The 19,427-nt window shown below is 63.2% G+C and carries 18 protein-coding genes; 10 read left to right on the forward strand and 8 right to left on the reverse strand.

Annotated elements, in window-relative coordinates; all coding sequences use genetic code 11:
* The first annotated feature begins 915 nt into the window (after positions 1-915).
* Positions 916-1,248 (forward strand): UrcA family protein, encoded by a 333-nt coding sequence (locus ACODR8_RS12420; protein ID WP_489007527.1) that lies wholly within the window; start codon positions 916-918, stop codon positions 1,246-1,248.
* A 132-nt stretch (positions 1,249-1,380) separates the two neighbouring features.
* On the opposite strand, the gene ACODR8_RS12425 is transcribed toward ACODR8_RS12420, so the two are convergent.
* Together ACODR8_RS12425 and ACODR8_RS12430 are read right to left on the reverse strand one after the other, a co-directional pair.
* Positions 1,381-2,124, reverse strand: a complete 744-nt coding sequence (locus tag ACODR8_RS12425; RefSeq protein ID WP_489007528.1) for a LytR/AlgR family response regulator transcription factor — start codon at positions 2,122-2,124, stop codon at positions 1,381-1,383.
* Between the two features lie 5 nt (positions 2,125-2,129).
* Positions 2,130-3,242 (reverse strand): sensor histidine kinase, encoded by a 1,113-nt coding sequence (locus ACODR8_RS12430; RefSeq protein ID WP_489007529.1) that lies wholly within the window; start codon positions 3,240-3,242, stop codon positions 2,130-2,132.
* Between the two features lie 139 nt (positions 3,243-3,381).
* Between ACODR8_RS12430 and ACODR8_RS12435 the strand changes: the two genes are divergently transcribed.
* From ACODR8_RS12435 to ACODR8_RS12445, 3 genes are all read left to right on the forward strand, one after another.
* On the forward strand, positions 3,382-3,594 hold the full coding sequence (locus tag ACODR8_RS12435) for a hypothetical protein (RefSeq protein ID WP_489007530.1): 213 nt from the start codon (positions 3,382-3,384) through the stop codon (positions 3,592-3,594).
* An 83-nt stretch (positions 3,595-3,677) separates the two neighbouring features.
* Positions 3,678-3,932, forward strand: a complete 255-nt coding sequence (locus ACODR8_RS12440) for a hypothetical protein (RefSeq protein ID WP_006963603.1) — start codon at positions 3,678-3,680, stop codon at positions 3,930-3,932.
* A 149-nt stretch (positions 3,933-4,081) separates the two neighbouring features.
* Positions 4,082-4,630, forward strand: coding sequence for a hypothetical protein (locus tag ACODR8_RS12445; protein WP_489007531.1), 549 nt, complete (start codon positions 4,082-4,084; stop codon positions 4,628-4,630).
* A 192-nt stretch (positions 4,631-4,822) separates the two neighbouring features.
* Here ACODR8_RS12445 and pgl read toward each other — a convergent pair whose 3' ends face one another.
* From pgl to ACODR8_RS12470, 5 genes are all read right to left on the reverse strand, one after another.
* Complete coding sequence (gene pgl, locus ACODR8_RS12450; protein WP_489007532.1) at positions 4,823-5,512, reverse strand: 6-phosphogluconolactonase; 690 nt, start codon at positions 5,510-5,512, stop codon at positions 4,823-4,825.
* A 4-nt stretch (positions 5,513-5,516) separates the two neighbouring features.
* Entirely contained in the window at positions 5,517-5,993 is a 477-nt protein-coding gene (locus ACODR8_RS12455) for a YbaK/EbsC family protein (RefSeq protein WP_489007533.1), read from the reverse strand.
* Between the two features lie 10 nt (positions 5,994-6,003).
* Positions 6,004-7,002 (reverse strand): UDP-glucose 4-epimerase GalE, encoded by a 999-nt coding sequence (galE, locus tag ACODR8_RS12460; RefSeq protein ID WP_489007534.1) that lies wholly within the window; start codon positions 7,000-7,002, stop codon positions 6,004-6,006.
* Between the two features lie 95 nt (positions 7,003-7,097).
* A complete protein-coding gene (locus tag ACODR8_RS12465) occupies positions 7,098-9,275 on the reverse strand; it encodes a 3-hydroxyacyl-CoA dehydrogenase NAD-binding domain-containing protein (RefSeq protein ID WP_489007535.1) in 2,178 nt (725 codons plus the stop codon).
* Between the two features lie 103 nt (positions 9,276-9,378).
* Positions 9,379-10,587, reverse strand: a complete 1,209-nt coding sequence (locus ACODR8_RS12470; RefSeq protein ID WP_489007536.1) for an acetyl-CoA C-acetyltransferase — start codon at positions 10,585-10,587, stop codon at positions 9,379-9,381.
* A gap of 173 nt (positions 10,588-10,760) precedes the next feature.
* Here ACODR8_RS12470 and ACODR8_RS12475 point away from each other — a divergent pair, with 173 nt between their 5' ends.
* The gene (locus ACODR8_RS12475; protein WP_489007537.1) at positions 10,761-12,431 is read left to right on the forward strand and encodes an MFS transporter; all 1,671 of its coding nucleotides are present in this window, start codon (positions 10,761-10,763) and stop codon (positions 12,429-12,431) included.
* On the opposite strand, the gene ACODR8_RS12480 is transcribed toward ACODR8_RS12475, so the two are convergent.
* Positions 12,432-13,031 carry a nucleotidyltransferase family protein gene (locus ACODR8_RS12480; RefSeq protein WP_489007538.1) on the reverse strand — a complete coding sequence of 200 codons (600 nt, stop codon included), beginning with the start codon at positions 13,029-13,031 and terminating at the stop codon, positions 12,432-12,434.
* Positions 13,032-13,189: 158 nt separating this feature from the next.
* Here ACODR8_RS12480 and folE point away from each other — a divergent pair, with 158 nt between their 5' ends.
* The 5 genes from folE to ACODR8_RS12505 all read left to right on the forward strand — a co-directional run bounded on the left by folE (position 13,190) and on the right by ACODR8_RS12505 (position 19,398).
* Positions 13,190-13,795, forward strand: coding sequence for a GTP cyclohydrolase I FolE (gene folE / locus ACODR8_RS12485; protein ID WP_489007539.1), 606 nt, complete (start codon positions 13,190-13,192; stop codon positions 13,793-13,795).
* Positions 13,792-14,628 (forward strand): SDR family oxidoreductase, encoded by an 837-nt coding sequence (locus ACODR8_RS12490; protein WP_489007540.1) that lies wholly within the window; start codon positions 13,792-13,794, stop codon positions 14,626-14,628. Before folE ends, ACODR8_RS12490 begins: the two co-directional genes overlap by 4 nt.
* Before the next feature lie 85 nt (positions 14,629-14,713).
* A complete protein-coding gene (locus ACODR8_RS12495) occupies positions 14,714-15,490 on the forward strand; it encodes an enoyl-CoA hydratase-related protein (protein WP_119744426.1) in 777 nt (258 codons plus the stop codon).
* Positions 15,491-15,781: 291 nt separating this feature from the next.
* Positions 15,782-18,175 (forward strand): TonB-dependent receptor, encoded by a 2,394-nt coding sequence (locus ACODR8_RS12500; protein ID WP_489007541.1) that lies wholly within the window; start codon positions 15,782-15,784, stop codon positions 18,173-18,175.
* On the forward strand, positions 18,175-19,398 hold the full coding sequence (locus tag ACODR8_RS12505) for a dipeptidase (protein WP_489007542.1): 1,224 nt from the start codon (positions 18,175-18,177) through the stop codon (positions 19,396-19,398). The genes ACODR8_RS12500 and ACODR8_RS12505 overlap by 1 nt, the downstream gene beginning before the upstream one ends.
* Positions 19,399-19,427: the final 29 nt, after the last annotated feature.

Genomic DNA, 19,427 nt, shown 5'->3' on the forward strand with positions numbered 1-19,427 from the left:
TCCCGACAGATGGGGCGAGCGCATGGATTTGAGAAGGGAAAATCCGCACGGTGGAGCGGAAAGAGGTTTGTCCTGCACCAAAGACATGAGCGCGCCGTCATATGTTATGTCGGATTTTCTTGGCTATGACGTAGCGTTATCGACCCAAGTCGAGGGTGCGCTGGCTTTCGCTGGATGGCCGTCGCCAGGGGCATGATGTCGTTGGTGGACGCGGGTTGACGGTTTGTCGTCGAGGGATGCTGCCGGGCGTGTTGCGGGGGCGGGTTGTCGAACGGCGGGTTCGCGGGGCCGTGTTGGAGCTATGATGGGCGTCATGCAGGATACGGTTACGCGAATGTCGCACCGTCTTTCCCGCAACAGTTCATCCTGATCCCGGTGCCCGACAGCATCCTGGATACGCCCCCGGCCATCCCTTGCGCCGGGGGCGTTTTACAAAGCCAATCGACAATTAGCCCATGTGGGCCTGCAAAGCGCGATTTTCTGCGCTCCGGTGCTCACCTACTTTGAGTAGGCTGCGCTCCGGTGCTCCAAAATCACACTTTTCGCCTCCACCTGAACTAACTGTCGATCGGCTCTGGCTTGCTTTCCGCTCCGAGCGGACCTTCCCCAAATATAATAGTTGTGAGCATGGGCTTTCCGTTACGGCACATGTCGTTTGGCGGGGCGTTGATGTCGTTCGTCGCGCTGTTTGTCTGTGCCGCGTGGCGCTTTGTCGACGGGAGTGTCGTTGGCCGATGCGGAGTGCTGCCGGTCGAACCGGGCGGGCGCGCTGACCGCCATGCGCCTAAACAGGGTTGGCGAACGGGAGACGGCGCTGCCCCCAAAGACCTAAAGGCCCGCCCCGTTCGCACCCGGACCGCCGCCAGCCCCTAACAGGCAGCGGCCGGGCCACAGCAGATTTGAGGAGATAGCCCGATGTTCCGTTCCACCCTTTTCGCCGCGCTGGGTTCGCTTGCGCTGATCGCCACCGCCGGTTCGGCTTCCGCCGGAGAATTTGTTTCCAATGGCCGCACGAGCGAAGTGCGCCATGGCGACCTCAACCTGTCCAAGGCGGCGGACCAGCGGCAACTGCGCCAGCGCATCGCCCGCGCCGCCAGCAAGGTGTGCAAGTCGGACGACCGCTTCACCGCGCAGGCGTGCAAGGCCATGGCGATCGCGCAGGTCGAAGCGCCGATCAGTACCGCCATTGCCCGCGCCGAAACCAGCGAACGCTATGCCGATGCAGGCGCGAAGGGCGTGCAGAACTGATTGCAGAATTACCCGCCCAGACGTGAAGAAGCCCGGTGAATGCCGGGCTTTTTTGCGTGGGGCTTGCGCCATGGCCCCTCCGTCAGCGCTTCGCACTGCCACCTTCCCAAAGACAAGCTTGGGGAGGATTTTTTAGCGTCCGGTCATGGCTCTGGCGTTGGCGAGGAAGGTGCGGCCTATGCGGATTTCATTGCCGTCGGTGAGGGCGGCGAACCAGACGCCGCTGCCGTCGTGACGCAGGCGGGCGATATGGTCGCGGCGGACGATGTGAGAGCGGTGGAGGCGGACGAATTGCTGCGGGTCGAGCCGCTCCTCCAGGCTACTGATCGTCTGGTGCAGCAAATAGCTGTGGCTGCCGACATGGAGGCGCATATAGTCGCGCTCCGCCTCTATCCGGTCGATCTGGTCGGTGGCGATGCGGATCAGTTCGGAGCGATGGGGAACCCAGAATTCCTCGGCCCAGTCGGGTTGCGGCTCGGCAGGGGCGGGGGTGCCTTCGGGCGCGCGGTTGCGCAGCGCTGCCTCGACCCGGTCGATCGCGCGGGTCAGGCGATCATGCGCGACCGGCTTGAGCATATAGTCGATAGCGGCAAGGTCGAAGGCTTCGACGGCGAAACCCTCGAACGCGGTGACGAAGATGACCGCCGGGCGGATGCCCATGCGGCCGACCGCGCGGGCGACGCCGATACCGTCGAGCAGGGGCATGGCGATGTCGAGCATGACAAGATCGGGCTTCAGCCCCTCGATCAGGCGCAGCGCGGCTTCGCCATCAGTGGCGGTCCCGACGAGGGCAATGCGCGGTTCGCGCGCACACAGCATCTGGAGCCGCTCGACCGCGAGCGGCTCATCGTCAACGATCATGGTGCGGATGGACATGGGCGTCAGCAACCCCGGCGGATGATGGGCAGAGTGAGAAGGACAGAAAAGCCCTTCTCCTCTCGCGGACCATAAACGATCTGGCCCTGATCGCCAAAGCGCGCCGTCAGCCGATCCCGCACATTGGCGAGGCCAATGCCGCTGCCGCTGTCCGACAGGCTGGGCGGGTTGTCGCCATCGTCGGTAACGGCGATGTGCATCAAGCCGCCATCTTCCCGCGCTGTGATGCGGATCTCGACCGGGCTGGAGGTGCGCGAAACGCCATATTTGATCGCGTTTTCGACGAGCGGCTGGAGGATGAGGCCGGGGACGCAGGCGCTCATCAGGGCGGGGGGGATGTCGATCACCGTATTGAGCCGGTCAGGGAAGCGGACCCCTTCAATATCGAGATAGAGTTTCTGGAGATGGACTTCCTCCTCCAGCGGCACGTCGTCCAGCGGATCGCCGGTCAGGCTGGTGCGGTAGAAGTTGGAGAGCGACATGATCATCTGCTCCGCCTCGTCCCGCCGGTCCTTCATGATCAGGGAGGAGAGGGAGTTGAGCGTGTTGAACAGGAAATGCGGGTTCACCTGATAGCGCAACGAGCGCAGTTCGGCCTGCTGGGCGGCGCGCTCCAGCCGGGCGGCGCGGCGCTCGGTGCGGTGCGCTTCGCTTGCATAGGAGAGGGCGAGATAGAGGCCGGCCCAGGCGGCGAGGAAAAAATAGCGGCTGATCGCATCTTCCACGATCTGGACGAAGGCATAGGCTTCTTCGCTGCCATATTTGCTGTGGTCGGCATCGGCAAAGATGTTCACTGGGTCATAGACGTTGAACATGTAGAAATTGGCCGACGCCATGGCGAGCGCGAAGGGCGCGGCGAGCGAGAAGGCGGCGACGATGCGGACGCTCAAGGGCTTGGCGTCGAACCGGCGCAGCACCAGATAGAGAATCCAGGTGACGACGATGCCGATCACGGTGACGACGGCGCGACGAACGCCCAGTTCGCCCTGCGATTCAAAGCCCATCACGGCGGCGCGCAGGGTCACGAGTATGGCGTAGAAGAGCCAGAAACCCAGGATGGAATAAAGCGCGATCGCAGGCGATACGCCGCGTTCGCCGTCGTCGGGAAGGCTTGTCATCCTGTCCTTTTACGCGCTGCGTGGGGAAATGTCGCCCCAGCCGCGCGTAGCTGGTCGAACTGGCCCGACAGTTGGTCGAACGAGGCCGGGGAACCGCTGCCCGCCGCTGCCCGTTGATCAGGGAAATGAGGAGAGAGCGATGAACGAGCAAGATGGCGTGCGCCCCAACAGCCGCGAGGAAGCGGGCGACGACCGCGAATCCGATGCGCAGGACCATGTGTTGAGCGAGGAAGAGAAGCTGGACGAAGGGTTAAAGGATTCGATGGATGCGTCCGATCCGCCCGCCAACAGCCACCCTGATGATAAGGGCGATCCGGTGCCGTCATCGGGCTATAAGGGCGATCAGGATTGATGGTTATTTGCCGGGAATCATGCTAGTTTTGCGTAGCGGGAGAGCGAATACGCACCTGCGCTTTTGAGAGGAGCGACCAATCCATGCCGACATCTGCCACCCCCGCGATCGAACGCATTGCCCGCGTCCTGGCCGGCCGTCAGCTGAGCCATAATGGCGGCGGCAGCGATCCCCACGCGGCCGGCGCAGTGGATGCGGCGTGGCCCAATCATGTCGATGACGCCTATGCCATATTACACACGCTGCGTGAGCCGGATGCGCAGATGGCGCAGGCCGGCGACGTGGCGGTGTGGCGCAGCATGATAGGGGCAGTGCTGGAGCGGCGACCGGGCGCGTGACTCGGTTCGGCGCGGCTCCGATATTTTCATGTTGCGCCGCACAAAAAAATCTGGTCCCTTGTGAATGGCCGTGGAACAGGTGCTTAAGCCTATAGTAACCATAACAGGCGCATGTTCTGACGATCGACTTCAAGTCGGAGGGCATGACAATGGGTACGAGTGCAAGACCTGCGGACGGGGCCGTTACCCTGGCGGAGTTGCGTGAATTCGCCAGTTTCCCGTCTGCCACGCAACGCTATATTCGCCGGTCGCTCGACATCGGCCTGCATCGCCGCGATGCGATGAAGCTATGGTCGCGCGATCTGGTGGAGGAAGCCTCCATCCGGGCGCAGGCGCGGATTTATGGCCGGATCGAGGAAATCAAGGCGCGCGTCCCCGATGACAGCGGCCTGGACCAGGTGGAGCCGTTCATGGCCCCGCTGGTGACCATCTCCGCTTTCGACCTGGGGCAGGACCGGCTGGCGAGTTTTTCGTCCTATCGTTTTCTCTATGAGCGGTTGCTGGGTGCTGGCGCGCGGCCATGGTTGCCGGGCGCATTCTGCGCGGCGGCGAGCCTGCCGCATCTGCATCCCGAAAAACGCCGCGTGCTGCTCCAGTCGATCAGCGAAGCGGCGGCGACGGCAGTGGGCTGGTCCAACCGCGAGCCGACCTTCTACCCTGAATGGGTAGAGAAGGTGGATTTGAGCAAGGCCAACTAAGGCCGGGCAGGGCGCCGCTTCCGGGGGGAGGCGGCGCTTTTGTGGTTTATTTTCGGAACACAAAACCGTTCGGGCTGAGCTTGTCGAAGCCTTGTATTTTTCTTCAAGAAGGACGGCCCCCTTCGACTGCCTGCGAAGGCAGGCGCTCGGGACAGGGTTCGACAGGCTCAGGGCGAACGGTTTTAGAGATCGTTAGGCGCCGATCCACACCTCGACTGGGGTTTCGTTCTGAAGCAGAGCCAGGCGGATGGGCAGCTGTTCTACTGGGCCGTCGGCCAGCGCTTGCACATAGACCGCCTTTTTGGCGTTTCCGCTGATTTGCAGAAACACATGGCGCGCGGCCAAAATCGCGCTGGCGGTCAGTGACATACGCTGGTGTGGCGCGGCGGGGGGCGTGACGGCGATGGTGCGGGCGGTGCTGATGAGGCCATCGGCCAGTTCCGCGGCGGCCGGGAAGAGCGAGGCGGTGTGGCCGTCCTCTCCCATGCCGAGCAGCACGATATCGAGCGGCCAGGGGATAGCGGCGAAGGCGGCTTCGACGGCTGGCTGACCTGTATAAGCGTCGGGCGCGTCATTCTTCATCGGCACGAATTGCGCGTCGGCGGCGGGACCGGTCAGCAGGGTTCCGCGCAGCAAGCGTTCATTGCTGTCTGGCGCGTCCGGGGCGACCCAGCGTTCATCGACCAGAGTGACGACGACCCTGCTCCAGTCGAGCGGTGCGCGGGCGAGCGCCTCCAGCACGGGCTTGGGCGAACGACCGCCGGACAAGGCCAGGCTGGCAGTGCCGCGCGCGGCGATGGCTTCGCCCAGCAACGTGGTGATGCGGGCGGCGAGATGGGCGGCGGCCTCGCCGCCGTCAGTGAAATGATGTTCGGTAGGCATGAGATTATTCCACAGATTCGGGCAGGGTGCAGATGTCAATCCATGTGGCATCAGTCAGCTGCGCGAGGCGCGCAGGGCTGAGTTCGACCGAACTGGTGCGTGACCCGGCGGCGGGAAAGACGGTGGCGAAGGCTTGCAGCGACACGTCGCAATAGACGGGCAGTGGGCTGGCGAGGCCGAAGGGGCAGACGCCGCCGACCGGGTGGCCGGTAATCGCCTCGACCTCGTCCGCGCTGAGCATCCGCGGCTTGGCGCCCAGCGCCGCCTTCGCCTTGGCATTGTGCAGGCGCGCGTCGCCGCGGGTGCAGACCAAGGCGACACTATCGCCGACGCGCAGCGAGAGCGTCTTGGCGATGCGGGCGGGTTCGACGCCCAGCGCTTGCGCGGCCTCGATCACGGTCGCGGTGCTGACGCCCTGGTCGATGATGGCAATGTCAGGCGCGTTTGCGGCAAACCAGGCGCGGACCGAGGCTTCGCTCATTTCAGTTTCCTCAGGCGCGCTCGCTCAGGCTCCGCTCCCAGGCGAGGGCGTGGCGGACGATGAGGTCGAGATCGGCGTAGCGTGGTTCCCAGGGGAAAGTGGCGAGGATGGCGCGATTGTCGGAGATCAGCGCGTCCGGGTCGCCCGCGCGGCGCGGTCCCATGGTCCGGTCGATCGTCATGTTGGTGACGCGATCGACTGCATCCAGCACTTCAAGGACCGAAAAGCCCTTGCCATAGCCGCAGTTAAGCAGATGGCTGCGCGCCGGATCGGCGATCAGGGCTTCGAGGGCGAGGACATGGGCGGCGGCAAGGTCGGTCACATGGATATAGTCGCGCACGCCGGTGCCGTCGGGGGTGGCGAAGTCGGTGCCGAATACGGAGACGCCCGCGCGCTTGCCCAGCGCCGCTTCGACCGCGACCTTGATCAGGTGGGTGGCGCCAGCGGTCGACTGGCCGCTACGGCCCTGCGGGTCGGCACCTGCGACGTTGAAATAGCGCAGTGCGCAGAAGTTCATCGGGTGCGCCGCTGCGACGTCACGCAGCATATATTCGGTCATCAGCTTCGACATGCCGTAGGGATTGATCGGCCGCTGCGGCGTTGTTTCCTTGACCGGGCTTTCTTCGGGGATTCCGTAAGTGGCGGCAGTCGATGAGAAGATGAAATGTTTGACGCCGACGCGGACCGCGCTTTCGATCAGGTCGCGGGTCTTGGCGCTGTTATTGTGATAATATTTGAGCGGGTTTTCGACCGATTCCGGCACCACGACCGAGCCTGCAAAGTGCATGATCGCGGTGATGTTGTGATCGCGCAGGGTAGCTTCGACCAGCGGCTGATCGGCAATGTCGCCTCGCACCAGCGGCACGCCTTCGGGCACGGCCCAGTCGAAGCCGGTGACGAGATTGTCGATGACGACAACGCCATAGCCAGCATCCTTGAGCGCCAATACCGCGTGGCTGCCGATATAGCCTGCGCCGCCTGTGACCAATATCGTCGGTTTGTCGCTCATATGCTCACCTCATAAACTGTCGTGTTCCCGCCTGCGCGGGAACACGATGTATGGGAGGGAGACCTAAACGAGGGACGCTAGGATTTACAGTCTTTTCATGCTGCGGCGCGGGAGGGGGCGGGGCGGTAGAAGGTGCCGCCGCTCGCCGCCATTTCGCGCAGTTGCGCGGTGGGGGCGAAGCGCTCGCCATGAGCGGCAGCCAGCCGGTCCAGCACGGACACGACATGGGCGATGCCTACCGTGTCCATATGGGCAAACGGCCCGCCGGTATAGGGCGCAAAGCCCCAGCCGAAGATCGCGCCAATGTCACCATCTTCGGGTGTTTCCAGCACGCCTTCTTCATAGCAGCGCGCGCATTCGACCAGCTGGCGATAGAGGAGGCGTTCCTTGACCGTCTCGACATCGGGCTGGTCGTCAGCAGGGGGGAAGAGGTCGGCGATGCCGGGCCAGAGCGCCTTTTTCCCGTTTTCAGGATAGTCGTACCAGCCCTTGGCATTTTTACGGCCCAGGCGGTCGAGGTCGACCATCTGTGTCATGACCTCGTCGGAGCGCTGCGCGACATAGGCGTCGCCGAGTTCCTTCTTGGCCGCCGTCATGACCTTATAACCCAGTTCGATCGACACTTCGTCGCTGACCGCCAGCGGACCGACCGGCATCCCCAGCTGCTTGCCGGCATTTTCGATGAGGGCGGGGTTGATCCCTTCGGCGACCAGTTCCGCGCCCTCCTGCACATAGGTGCCGAAACAGCGCGAGGTGTAGAAGCCGCGCGAGTCATTGACGACGATCGGCGTTTTCTTGATCTGCGCGACGAAGTCGAGCGCTTTGGCAATGGCGGCAGGGCCGGTCTGTTTGCCAAGGATGATTTCGACCAGCGGCATTTTTTCGACCGGTGAGAAGAAATGGACGCCGATGAAATTTTCAGGTTTGGACCATGCGCCTGCCAGCTTGGTGATGGGCAGGGTGGAGGTGTTGGAGCCGAAGATGACGTCCGGGCCAAGCACGGCCTCGACTTGTTTCGTGACTTCGGCCTTGATCGCGACATCCTCGAACACAGCTTCGATCACGAAGTCCGCGCCTGCAAGGTCGGCATAGCTGGCGGTGGGGGTGACGCGGGCCAGCGTTGCGGCGAGCTTTTCGGGCGTCATGCCCTTGCCCAGACGCTTGGACAGGACGGATTCAACATGCGCCTTGCCCTTTTCCGCATAGGCAATGTCGCGGTCGAACAGGATGACGTCCATCCCCGCCTGCGCGGCGACGGTGGCGATGCCTGCGCCCATCATGCCCGCGCCGAGCATGGCGAGCTTCATCGTGGGCGCTTTGGGCTGATCCTTGGGACGGCGCGCGCCGCGTTCGGCGGCCTGTTTGTTGACGAACAGGCTGCGGATCATGTTGGCGGCCTGCGGATCGGCCGCGACCTTGGCGAAATATTTGCTTTCGATGCGGATCGCCCGATCGAAGGGGAGTTGCGCGCCTTCATAGACGGCGGACAGGAGCGCGACGGGGGCGTTCATGTTGCGCTGGGTCTGTTTGAGCGTCATCGGCAGCGCACCGACCATGGTTTGCACGAAAGCGGGATTGAACTGTCCGACGCCGCCGGGGAATTTGAAGCCCTTGACGTCCCAGGGCTGGGTGGCGGTGGTGGGATTGGCCTTGACCCATTCGCGGGCTGCCTCGACCGCAGTACCCTGCGGCACGACCTGATCGACGGCCTTGAGCATCGCTGCTTCGGCGGGGCGGAACAGCTTGCCCTGGAGCATATACATGAGCGCGGCCTGCACGCCAATGAGGCGCGGGAGGCGCTGCGACCCGCCGCCGCCAGGGAAGAGGCCGATGAGGATTTCGGGCAGGCCAAGCTGTGTCTTGGGGCTGTCGCCGACGATCCGGCGGTGGCAGGCGAGGGCGAGTTCGAAACCGCCACCGACGCAGGTGCCTTCGATCGCGCAGGCGACGGGCTTGCCGCAGGTTTCGAGGCGGCGGAACAGCTGGTTTAGGACGAATAGTTGATCGAAGATCGCAGCGGGTTGCGGGCGGCTGCCGTCCGCGGTGGCGAGCATCGAGCCGAAATATTTAAGGTCCATGCCGGCCATGAAGCCGCTATCCTTGCCCGACGCGATGACCGCGCCCTTGATAGCTTCGTCCGAGGCGATGCGGGTGATGGCGGCGTCGAGATCGGCCAGGAAGTCCGGTCCGATGACGTTCATCGACTGGTCGGGGACGTCGATCGTCAGGGTGGCGATGCCGTCGGCGTCGGTGGTGATTTTGATGGTCTGCATGATGCTCTCTCCGATCCTCAAGGAGGGATGTCCGCGCTTTCTTTGCGTCCAGACTGGCCCACCCCCTGACCCCCTCCCGCCTGCGGGAGGGGGAATGATTCCGTCAAATACGTTCGATGATAATCCCGGTGCCCATACCAGCGCCCACGCACAGGTTGATGAGGGCGGTGCCCTTGCCGGATCGTTCCAGTTCGTCGAGCGCGGTGCCCAGCACCATCGCGCCAGTCGCGCCCAGGGGATGGCCCATTGCGATCGCGCCGCCATTGACGTTGATCTGGTCGTGGCTGAGGTTCATCGCCTGCATGTAGCGCAGCACGACGCTGGCAAAGGCTTCGTTGAGTTCCCACAGGTCGATGTCGGCGGTGGTCATGCCAGCGCGCTTGAGCAGCTTGCCCGCGACAAATTCCGGGCCGGTCAGCATGATCAGCGGTTCAGAGCCGATCGAGGCCATGGCGCGAATGCGGGCGCGGGGTTTGAGGCCATATTTGTCGCCAATATCCTTACCACCCACAAGCACGGCGGCGGCCCCATCAACGATGCCGCTGCTATTGCCGGCATGATGGATATGGTTGACCCGTTCGAGTTCGGGATAGCGCAGCAGGGCGACGGTGTCGAAGCCGGGCATCTCCTCACCCAAGGCGGTGAAGCTGGGCTTCAATGCGCCCAAGGACTGCATCGTGGCTTCGGGGCGCATATGTTCGTCATGGTCGAGGACGACCTGGCCGATCACGTCGCGAACCGGGACGATCGATTTGGCAAAACGGCCTTCGTCCCACGCCATCTTGGCGCGCTTCTGGCTTTCGACGGCATAGGCATCCGCATCGTCGCGGCTGATGCCGAATTTGGTAGCGATGACGTCTGCGCCGATGCCTTGGGGGGCGAAATAGGTTTTGTAGGCGACCGCCGGGTCCATCGCAATCGCGCCGCCGTCCGACGCCATCGGCACGCGGCTCATCGATTCGACGCCGCCGCCGATGGCGAAGAGCGCTTCGCCCGACATGACCTTGGCTGCCGCGATGTTCACGGCTTCTAGGCCGGAAGCGCAGAAACGGTTGACCTGCACACCCGGCGTGGTCTGCGCATAGTCGGCGTTGAGGACGGCGGTGCGCGCAATGTCCGCGCCCTGTTCGCCGACCGGGGTGACACAGCCAAGGATCACGTCATCGACATCGGCGGTGTCGATGGCGGTGCGATTGCGGATCGCCTCCAGCACCTGCGTTGCCAACTGGACCGGGGTGATTTCGTGCAGCGACCCGTCGGCCTTGCCCCGGCCACGGGGCGTCCTGACGGCGTCGTAAATATAGGCTTCCATAAGATTTTCCCTCTCCGTGGGTCACCCTTGCCGGGGGCATCGGATACGGACGTGAATGTATTTACGTTTACGTAAAGTGCAAGCGGGAAATGTGGTTTTTACATGGTGTGGCCCTGACGTAAGGGCAGGGGCCGCCGAGTCGCGGGTTTGACGCTTGGGCGATATTCCGCTTCATGGGGAGCGTGTCCGATGTCGATTCCCCCAAAGCCCCGTCGCCGCTTTCCATACCTATCTTTCGCGCGATCTGGACGGCCAGTCTGGCATCCAATTTCGGCGGGCTGATCCAGTCGGTCGGCGCGGCGTGGATGATGACGTCGCTGTCGGCTTCTCCGCTGCTGATCGCGCTGGTGCCGGCGGCAACGACGCTGCCGATCATGCTGCTGTCCCTGTGGGCGGGTGCCGTCGCCGACAATCTGGACCGGCGCAAGGTCATGATTGGTTGCCAATTGGCGATGCTGGTCGTGTCGGCAGCGTTGGCTGTCACGGCCTGGGCGGGGCTGATCACGCCCTGGTTGCTGCTGGCATTCACATTTGCCCTGGGCTGCGCCACCGCGATCAACGGCCCGGCCTGGCAGGCGTCGGTGGGCGACATGGTGCCGCGCGCGATATTGCCGAGCGCGGTCGCCATGAATTCGATGGGGTTCAACCTGGCGCGCAGCGTCGGCCCGGCGCTCGGTGGCGTCATCGTCGCGACGGCAGGCGCGGCGGCGGCATTTCTGACCAATGCGATCAGCTATATCGCGCTGCTGACGGTATTGTCGCGCTGGCGGCCCGATTTGCCGCCCAAGCTGTTGCCGCGCGAACGACTGGGCGTCGCGATGCGGGCGGGGGTACGCTACGTGGCGATGTCGCCCAAGATTCAGCTGGTGCTGCTCCGCGCGAGCGTGTTCGGCATCGGGGCCAGCGCCGTATCTGCGCTGATGCCGCTGGTGGCTCGCGACATATTGGGTGGCGGGGCGCTGACATTCGGCGTGACCAGCGGCGCATTCGGCGCAGGCGCGGTGATCGGGGCGCTGTCCACCCGCTACCTGCGGGCGCGCTTTTCGATCGAGACGATCGTGCGCAACGCGGCGCTGATACTGGCGCTGGGGACGGCGATCACTGGGGCGAGCGGCTGGCTGGCGCTGGCGTTACCGGGATATTTGCTGGCGGGGTTCGGCTGGGTCACGGCGCTGGCGACCTTCAACGTATCGGTGCAGATGTCCGCGCCGCGCTGGGTCGTGGCGCGGGCGGTGTCGCTCTATCAGATGACCGCCTTTGGTGGCATGGCCATCGGGGCCTGGCTGTTTGGCTGGCTGGCCGAGCGTCATGGCGTGGTCGAGGCGCTCTATGCCTCGGCAGCCGCGCAGTTTGTCGCGGCGATGATCGGCCTAATTCGTCCATTGCCGCAGATTGGCGATGATAATCTGGACCTGCAAAATAGCTGGCGTGAACCGGACACGGCGGTGACGGTCGAGCCGCGCAGCGGACCGGTGGTGGTGACCATCGAATATCGTATTCCAGCCGGGTCGATCGTGCCGTTTCTCGCTGCGATGAGTGAACGGCGACGGATCAGGCGGCGTGACGGCGCGCATGGCTGGTCGTTGATGCGCGATCTGGGCGATCCTGAACTATGGCTGGAGCGCTATCATGTATCGACCTGGCTGGATTATGTGCGCCACAACCAGCGGCGAACGGTGGCCGATATTGCCAATAGTAAGTCGATCTGGGTGCTGCATACCGGGCCAGTCCCGCCGGTGGTCCACCGGATGCTGGAACGGCAGACCGGATCGCTGCCGATCAGCCGCGCACCCGATCCACGCGAGATGGGCGATGCGATGACGGACCCGACCCGGTCGAGCTGATCATTCGGACGTGGTTGGTCGCCAGCCGGGCAGATCCTCCGGCGTGTCGATGTCATGCAGGACATTGCAGGTGGTTTCGATCTGAAGCCCGTGGCTGAGCAGGGCGCGCGCACCCTGATCGCCCTTCAGGGCCAGCAGTTCGGGGAAATGCTTGCGGCCGATGAAGGCGGGGGGTGAGGAGGAGAAGCCGTCGGTGCTGGCGACGACCGAGCGTATATCTTCGGCGGCCAGGCAGATGCGGTTATAATGGGTCTGCGGCACGTCAGGCATGTCAGCCAGGCAGATGAGGATGCCGCGGATGCGGTTCACAGGCATGACATGTTCGACCGCGCGCACGATGCTGCCCGAAATCCCGTCTTCGGGGCGGTCGTTGACGATGATGGTGTAGCCCCGCCGGTCGAGCTTGCGATGAAGAACGGGGGCAACCTCGATCGGGCGGACGACGGCGATCAGTTCGGCAAAGGCCATCGACGCTATGGTTTCGAGCGTATGGGCAGCCAGCGGCTTGCCGCGCAGTTCCGCCATCAGCTTATCCCCCTCGCCAAAGCGCGACGAGGTGCCAGCCGCCAGCAGGACGGCAGCGATCCGTTCAGTACGCATGCGGCAAGACGATGAAGGACATATTATGCATTGGCGACCCTGATTTTTGTCCGATTTGCCACCAGTGCGATCTTGTGTCCACAGCCGTGAAAGGGTCTGGTCATCGGCGGGGCTAATTGCCATATGCGGGGCCGATACGATAAGGAGTAGCCCTGTTCATGGCATATGACCCCGATGCGGAGATGGTTGGCGAAGGTAAGGAGCCGGTTCCGGCGGATGTCGCGGAAGCGATCCGCACGCTGATCCGCTGGTCGGGCGATGCGCCCGAACGCGAAGGGCTGGTCGAGACGCCCGAACGGGTGGCGCGGGCCTGGCGCGAATATTGCCGGGGCTATGGCGACGATCCGGCCTATCATCTCTCCCGCATCTTCCATGAAGTGGGCGGCTATGACGATGTCGTGCTGCTGAAGGACATACCGTTCCAGTCGCATTGCGAACATCATATGGCGCCGATCGTAGGCAAGGCGCATATCGCCTATCTGCCCGGTGATTATGTGGTCGGCATTTCCAAGCTGGCGCGCGTGCTGCACGCCTATGCCAACCGTTTGCAGGTACAGGAACGGCTGACGTCCGAAGTCGCCAATTGCATCTGGGAGCATCTGAAACCCCAGGGCGTGGCCGTGGTGATCGAGGCGACGCATGGCTGCATGACCGGGCGCGGTGTGCGGACTCCCAATGTCATCATGAAAACCAGCCGGATGCTGGGCGTGTTCCGCGACGATGAAAAGTCGCGCGAGGAAGTGCTGAAACTCATCGCTTCATGAGCGAAGAGGACGTCCCATATCGCCCATTGGGCAGCGCGCGTGGGGCGGCGGAGGCTGGTGCCTTGCCGATCGCGGGCAAGCGACTGGCGCTGGTGACGGGCGGCCACCGGCGGCTGGGCGGGATCATTGCCGGGGCGCTGGCCAAGGCGGGCCATTCGCTGGCGATCCATGGGAGTCATGACACGCGGCTCGATTCGCATCTGGCGCTGACGCTGGAGGAGCAGGGGACTCAGTGGGAAGGGTTCGTCGTCGATTTCGCCGACCCGGAAAATGCCGAGGAACTGGTCGCGCAAGTCGCGGCGCGCTTTGGCCGGCCGCCCGATATTCTCGTCAACAGTGCTGCGATGTTCGGGCAGGACCGGCTGGACAGCGTGACCGCCGATGATCTGATGCGCCATTATGCGGTCAATTGCGCCGCGCCGACGATGCTGACCAAGGCTTTTGCGACAGTGCCGGCGGGCGTGGGTGACCGGTGTATCATCAACATATTGGACCAGCGGATCGACCATCCCCATGGCGACCAGCTGGCCTATACTTTGTCCAAGCTGGCGCTGGCGGGATTGACGCGGACGAGCGCCAGCAGCCTGGCGCCGCAGGTGCGGGTCAATGCGGTTGCACCGGGGCTGACGATCGCAACGCCCGATTATGACGCGGAGCAAATGGCGCGGCTGGAACAGATGATGCCGCTCGCACGCCTGCCGCAGGCGGAGCAGATTGCCGAGGCGGTGCTGTATCTGGTCAATGCCAGCGCGGTGACCGGGCAGACACTCTATGTCGATGGCGGCGCGCATATGCGCAGTTACGACCGGGACTTCATGCATCTGTGCCGATAGGTGCGGCGCAAATGCGGGGCAGCGGGGACTGGCGGATGGCGCGCGTCGTCCATAGAGCAGACCCAAAGGCATAAGGGAGATGGCGATGACCTATGAAACGATTTTGGTGGAACAGCGTGACGCAGTGACGCTGATCACGCTTAACCGGCCGCAGGCGCTAAATGCGCTCAATGGCCAGGTGCTGAGCGATCTGAGCGCGGCCTTTGCCGCCTATGACGCCGATCCGACCCAGCATTGCGCGGTCCTGACCGGCAGTGAAAAGGCGTTTGCGGCGGGCGCGGACATCAAGGAGATGGTCGACAAGGACGGGGCGGATTTCTTCCTGCAGGATTTCTTTTCCGGCTGGCAGACCCATGTGGTCGCGACCCGCAAACCGTGGATCGCGGCGGTGGCCGGTTTCGCGCTGGGCGGCGGGTGCGAACTGGCGATGATGGCGGACTTCATCATTGCGGCGGATACGGCGAAATTCGGTCAGCCGGAGATCAAGCTGGGCGTCGCGCCCGGCATGGGCGGGTCGCAGCGACTGACCCGCGCGGTGGGCAAGGCCAAGGCGATGGACATGTGCCTGACCGGACGGATGATGGGTGCGGAGGAAGCCGAGCGTTCGGGGCTGGTGAGCCGGATCGTGCCCGCCGCCGATCTGCTGGACGATGCGCTCAAGACCGCCGCCGCGATTGCCGCGATGCCGCCCATGGCCGCGATGGTGAACAAGGAAATGGTCAATATCGCGTTCGAAACGGGCTTGGCTCAGGGCCTGCTGACCGAACGGCGCATGTTCCAGATACTGACCGCCACCGAGGACAAGAAGGAAGGCATGACCGCCTTTGTCGAGAAGCGGCCGGGCGTCTGGAAGGGGCGCTGAGCGACGGCGACTGGTCTTTTGAAGATCATGTTCCCGCGCAGGCGGGTACCCAGTCCGACGTCGCAACTGGGTTCCCGCCTGCGCGGGAACACGCTGGTTTCTATCTATTTTCCCGTGATAGGCTGAGAAATTCTCATTGGTCGATGGCGGGGTTTCCCGGCACTTTCGTTTCACAAGAAAACTAAAGAACGATAGGCGGACGCAGCGATGCGTCCGCCGCAGTCGTCCGGGGGAGGTGCGGCGCGCGATGCGCCACCTGATTGGCTCGTTGTGAAACAGGGAGCCTTTTGCATGTCCGTCATTTCGTCGATCCGTCTTTCCTCGCGCGCAGCGTTGCTGTTCGCCTGCGCGACTGGCGCGCTAAGCGCTGCTTGTGCGCAGGAGCCGGTTGGAGATGACGAGACGAACATCACCGTTACCGGCCGCCGCATTTCGCAATCGTCCGAAGCGATTGGCGAGGATAAGGTGAGCAATGTCGTGGCGGTGACGCGGGAGGCTTTGCTGTCGGCCCCTGCAGGCGTTTCGGGCCTGAAAATGCTGGAGCAATTGCCCGGCTTCAACGTCCAGACCGATGGCGCGCTGGGCCTCTACGAATTTGGCAACAGCGTGCAGACGCGCGCCTTCAACCTCGATCAGATCGGCTTCGTGGTCGATGGCATCCCGACAGGGCGTAGCGACGCCTTTGGCGGCAGCCCGGTGTTCCGCTATGTCGACAATGAAAATCTGGGCGTCGTGGAAGCCGCGATCGGCGCGGGCGATGTCAGCCTGCCCAGCTACTCCACCCTGGGTCCGGTGATCCAGTATAACAGCATCGCGCCGCAGGAGGAGATGGGCCTGTTCGTGTCGCAAAGCTTTGGCGACCAGAATCTGCGCCGCACCTTCATCCGTGCAAGCACCGGCCGGGTCGGGCCGTTTGCAGCCTATGTCAGCCGTACGAAGCTGGACACGGACCTCTGGCGGGGGCCGGGTTCGGTGGACCGCGAGCATTGGGAAGGTCAGATCCACGCAGACCTGGGCGGCGATAGCTGGGCGCGGTTCAAATTCGTGTCCAACGACTTTTTCGACTATGATTCGCCCACGATCACGCGGGCGCAGTATAATTGCGTAGCGGCAGCAAAGAACGCACTAGGCCAGTGCGGGCGCAATTATGCCTATATTGAAAATGTCCCCAACACGACGCCGGGCTTTGCGCCGCTGGCGACTGCGCCGGGCGTGCCTTATTCCAACGCAGCTTATACAGCAGTCTATAACCTCGCCATCAACGTGCGGAAGGACAAGCTCTATGGCGCGACCTTCCACGCCGGGATTGCCGAGGGCGTCTGGGCGGAATCGACCCTCTATTGGGAAGATAAGGACGGTTATGGCGTGTCGCCCGATGGCTATGCCAATTCGCTGAGCCGCTACACGCCGCAGGCGCAAGCGGGCCTTCCGGTGGTTGCGCCCAAGGGCGTGCAATATGGCCTGTCGGGTGTGGGTGGCGACCGTTATGGCATCACCAACAAGCTGCATTGGGAAATGGGCAACAATACGCTCGAAGCGGGCGTGTGGGCCGAAGTCGACAAATATCATCGCACCCAGGCGCGCTACAACACGGTCAATGGCGCGCCCGATGGCGCACCCAATCTGGATGAGCTGGTCTATCTGCGCCGTGATTACCGGTCCAAGCGCGATACGCTCCAGATCTTCCTGAAGGACACGCTCAAGCTGGCCGATGACCGCTTCATCATCGATGTCGGGTTTAAGGGACTGAATCTGGATTATGTCCATCGCGGTTATCGCGAATTCGACGATTATTACCGCACGACTGGCACCGGGACCGCCACGAGGGGAATTTTGGGCTACGGCCCGCAAAGTAATACCGCGCATTATAGCGATTTCTTCCTGCCGATGGGCGGGTTGCTCTACAAATTTGACGAGCGCACGCAGGTCTTTGCCTCCTATGCCGAAAATATGGCGCTGCCCAAGGGGATGGACGATATCTATTCGGTCATCCGCCCCGGCGGCGGGCTGGTGCCGCAGCCTGCGCCCGAACGGTCGAAGAATATGGAGTTGGGTATCCGCACCAATCAGGGGCAGCTTTATGCGTCGTTGGCGGCTTTCTACACCAAGTTCGACAATCGCATCCAGTCGATCACCAGCTTCGTGCCGGGCGGCGGCGCATCGACCGAAACCTTCTTCCAGAATGTCGGTCGGGTGCGGTCCTATGGTGTGGAATTTGCAGGCACCTACAAGCCGTCTTTCCTGAACGGGCTGGCCTACAGCAACCTGAACGTCACCTACAATAATGCCAAGTTCAAGGATAATATCCCGGCGGCGACGCCCATCCTGATCGCCGACAAATATATCCCCGACAGCGCCAAATGGATCGTCAGTGGCGGCGTGACGGTGGAACCGGCGAGCTGGCTGGTCGCCAATATTTCGGGCAAATATACGTCCAAGCGCTGGTCGACCTTCACCAACACGCCAGGTTCTAGCGTGCCCGCCTTCACCGTGTTCAGCGCCTATGTCGATATTGGTGACGGCATCAGCTTCGGCCCGGTCAAGGGGATCAAGGCGCGGTTCAACATCGACAATCTGTTCGACAAGGATACGTTGTCCTTCATCTCCTCGACGGTGACCGGCGATGGCGCATTCCGCCCGCTTAGCCCGCGCACCTTCCAGTTCACCATTTCGGGCGAAATCTGATGCGGATCGGTTTGTTGATGGGGGCAGCGCTGGTCGCGCTGATCTCAGGGCCGGCGTCGGCGCAGGCGGTGTCGAAGAAGGTGGTGCAGTTGCACCAGAAATTGCTGACGCTCGACAGCCATCTGGACACGCCTGCCTCGCTCGACCTGCCGGGCTGGTCGATCGACGAGGAGCATGGGGTTCATTTGGATTATACCCAGGTGGACCTGCCCCGCATGAAGAAGGGCGGGCTGGATGGCGGTTTCTGGGCGATCTATACGTCGCAGGGACCGTTGACGGTCGAGGGTTTTCGTAAGGCGCGCGATTTTGCGTTGCTGCGCGGGGTGTCGATCCGCGAGATGGTGGCGGCGGACCCGGCGAATTTTGCGCTGGCACTGGAAGCGAAGGACGCCGCGCCGATCGCCGCGGCGGGCAAGCGGGTCGTCTATATGTCGATCGAAAATGCCTATCCGCTGGGCGAGGATGTGTCGCTGCTCCAGACCTTCTACGACATGGGCGTGCGGGTGGTGGGCTTTGCCCATTTTGCGCATAACCAGTTTGCCGACAGTTCGACCGACCCGTCCAAGAAGCCGCGTTTTGGCGGGCTAAGTCCGCTGGGCAAGGAACTGCTCAAAGAGATGAACCGGCTGGGCGTGGTGCCTGATGCGTCGCATAGTAGTGACCAGGTGCTGGACGATCTGCTGGCGCTGTCCACCACCCCGGTGCTGCTGACCCATTCGGGTTGCAAGGCGGTCTATGACCATCCGCGCAATATTGACGATGCGCATCTCAAAGCCTTGGCGGCCAAGGGGGGCGTCATTCAGATGAACGCTTATGGCACCTATCTGAAAGCGTCGAAGCCCAACCCGGAGAGGCAGAAGGCGATGGGCGCGCTATTCGCGTCGATGCGCGAGGGGGCGAAGATGTCTGCCGAGAAGCGGGCCGAATTGCTGGCGAAGCGACAGGAGATTGACCGGCTTTATCCTGACACGGACCGGGCGACCTTCGACGATTTCATGGCGCATATGCTGCACGCGCTGAAGGTGGTGGGGCCGGACCATGTCGGGATCGGCGCGGACTGGGATGGCGGCGGCGGCGTGGTCGGTATGGAGGATGTGCTGGACCTGCCCAAGATCACCGACGCACTGCTGAAGGCTGGCTATAGCGAGGCGGATGTCGCGAAAATCTGGTCGGGCAATGTGCTGCGGGTGCTGGCGGCGGCGGAGGCGGGCAAGGGGAAGTAGTTTTCCTACCGTCATCCTGACGACCCGAA

The organism is Sphingobium sp. FG58, assembly GCF_057809055.1.

Bases quoted from the DNA above. Each gene is read 5' to 3' on its own strand.
- ACODR8_RS12500 (WP_489007541.1), top strand. From the start codon at position 15,782: ATGTCCGTCATTTCGTCGATCCGTCTTTCCTCGCGCGCAGCGTTGCTG.
- ACODR8_RS12475 (WP_489007537.1), top strand. From the start codon at position 10,761: ATGGGGAGCGTGTCCGATGTCGATTCCCCCAAAGCCCCGTCGCCGCTT.
- folE (WP_489007539.1), top strand. From the start codon at position 13,190: ATGGCATATGACCCCGATGCGGAGATGGTTGGCGAAGGTAAGGAGCCG.
- ACODR8_RS12490 (WP_489007540.1), top strand. From the start codon at position 13,792: ATGAGCGAAGAGGACGTCCCATATCGCCCATTGGGCAGCGCGCGTGGG.
- ACODR8_RS12480 (WP_489007538.1), bottom strand. From the start codon at position 13,031: ATGCGTACTGAACGGATCGCTGCCGTCCTGCTGGCGGCTGGCACCTCG.
- ACODR8_RS12425 (WP_489007528.1), bottom strand. From the start codon at position 2,124: ATGTCCATCCGCACCATGATCGTTGACGATGAGCCGCTCGCGGTCGAG.
- ACODR8_RS12470 (WP_489007536.1), bottom strand. From the start codon at position 10,587: ATGGAAGCCTATATTTACGACGCCGTCAGGACGCCCCGTGGCCGGGGC.
- ACODR8_RS12420 (WP_489007527.1), top strand. From the start codon at position 916: ATGTTCCGTTCCACCCTTTTCGCCGCGCTGGGTTCGCTTGCGCTGATC.
- ACODR8_RS12435 (WP_489007530.1), top strand. From the start codon at position 3,382: ATGAACGAGCAAGATGGCGTGCGCCCCAACAGCCGCGAGGAAGCGGGC.
- galE (WP_489007534.1), bottom strand. From the start codon at position 7,002: ATGAGCGACAAACCGACGATATTGGTCACAGGCGGCGCAGGCTATATC.
- ACODR8_RS12495 (WP_119744426.1), top strand. From the start codon at position 14,714: ATGACCTATGAAACGATTTTGGTGGAACAGCGTGACGCAGTGACGCTG.
- ACODR8_RS12505 (WP_489007542.1), top strand. From the start codon at position 18,175: ATGCGGATCGGTTTGTTGATGGGGGCAGCGCTGGTCGCGCTGATCTCA.
- ACODR8_RS12465 (WP_489007535.1), bottom strand. From the start codon at position 9,275: ATGCAGACCATCAAAATCACCACCGACGCCGACGGCATCGCCACCCTG.
- ACODR8_RS12445 (WP_489007531.1), top strand. From the start codon at position 4,082: ATGGGTACGAGTGCAAGACCTGCGGACGGGGCCGTTACCCTGGCGGAG.
- pgl (WP_489007532.1), bottom strand. From the start codon at position 5,512: ATGCCTACCGAACATCATTTCACTGACGGCGGCGAGGCCGCCGCCCAT.
- ACODR8_RS12440 (WP_006963603.1), top strand. From the start codon at position 3,678: ATGCCGACATCTGCCACCCCCGCGATCGAACGCATTGCCCGCGTCCTG.
- ACODR8_RS12455 (WP_489007533.1), bottom strand. From the start codon at position 5,993: ATGAGCGAAGCCTCGGTCCGCGCCTGGTTTGCCGCAAACGCGCCTGAC.
- ACODR8_RS12430 (WP_489007529.1), bottom strand. From the start codon at position 3,242: ATGACAAGCCTTCCCGACGACGGCGAACGCGGCGTATCGCCTGCGATC.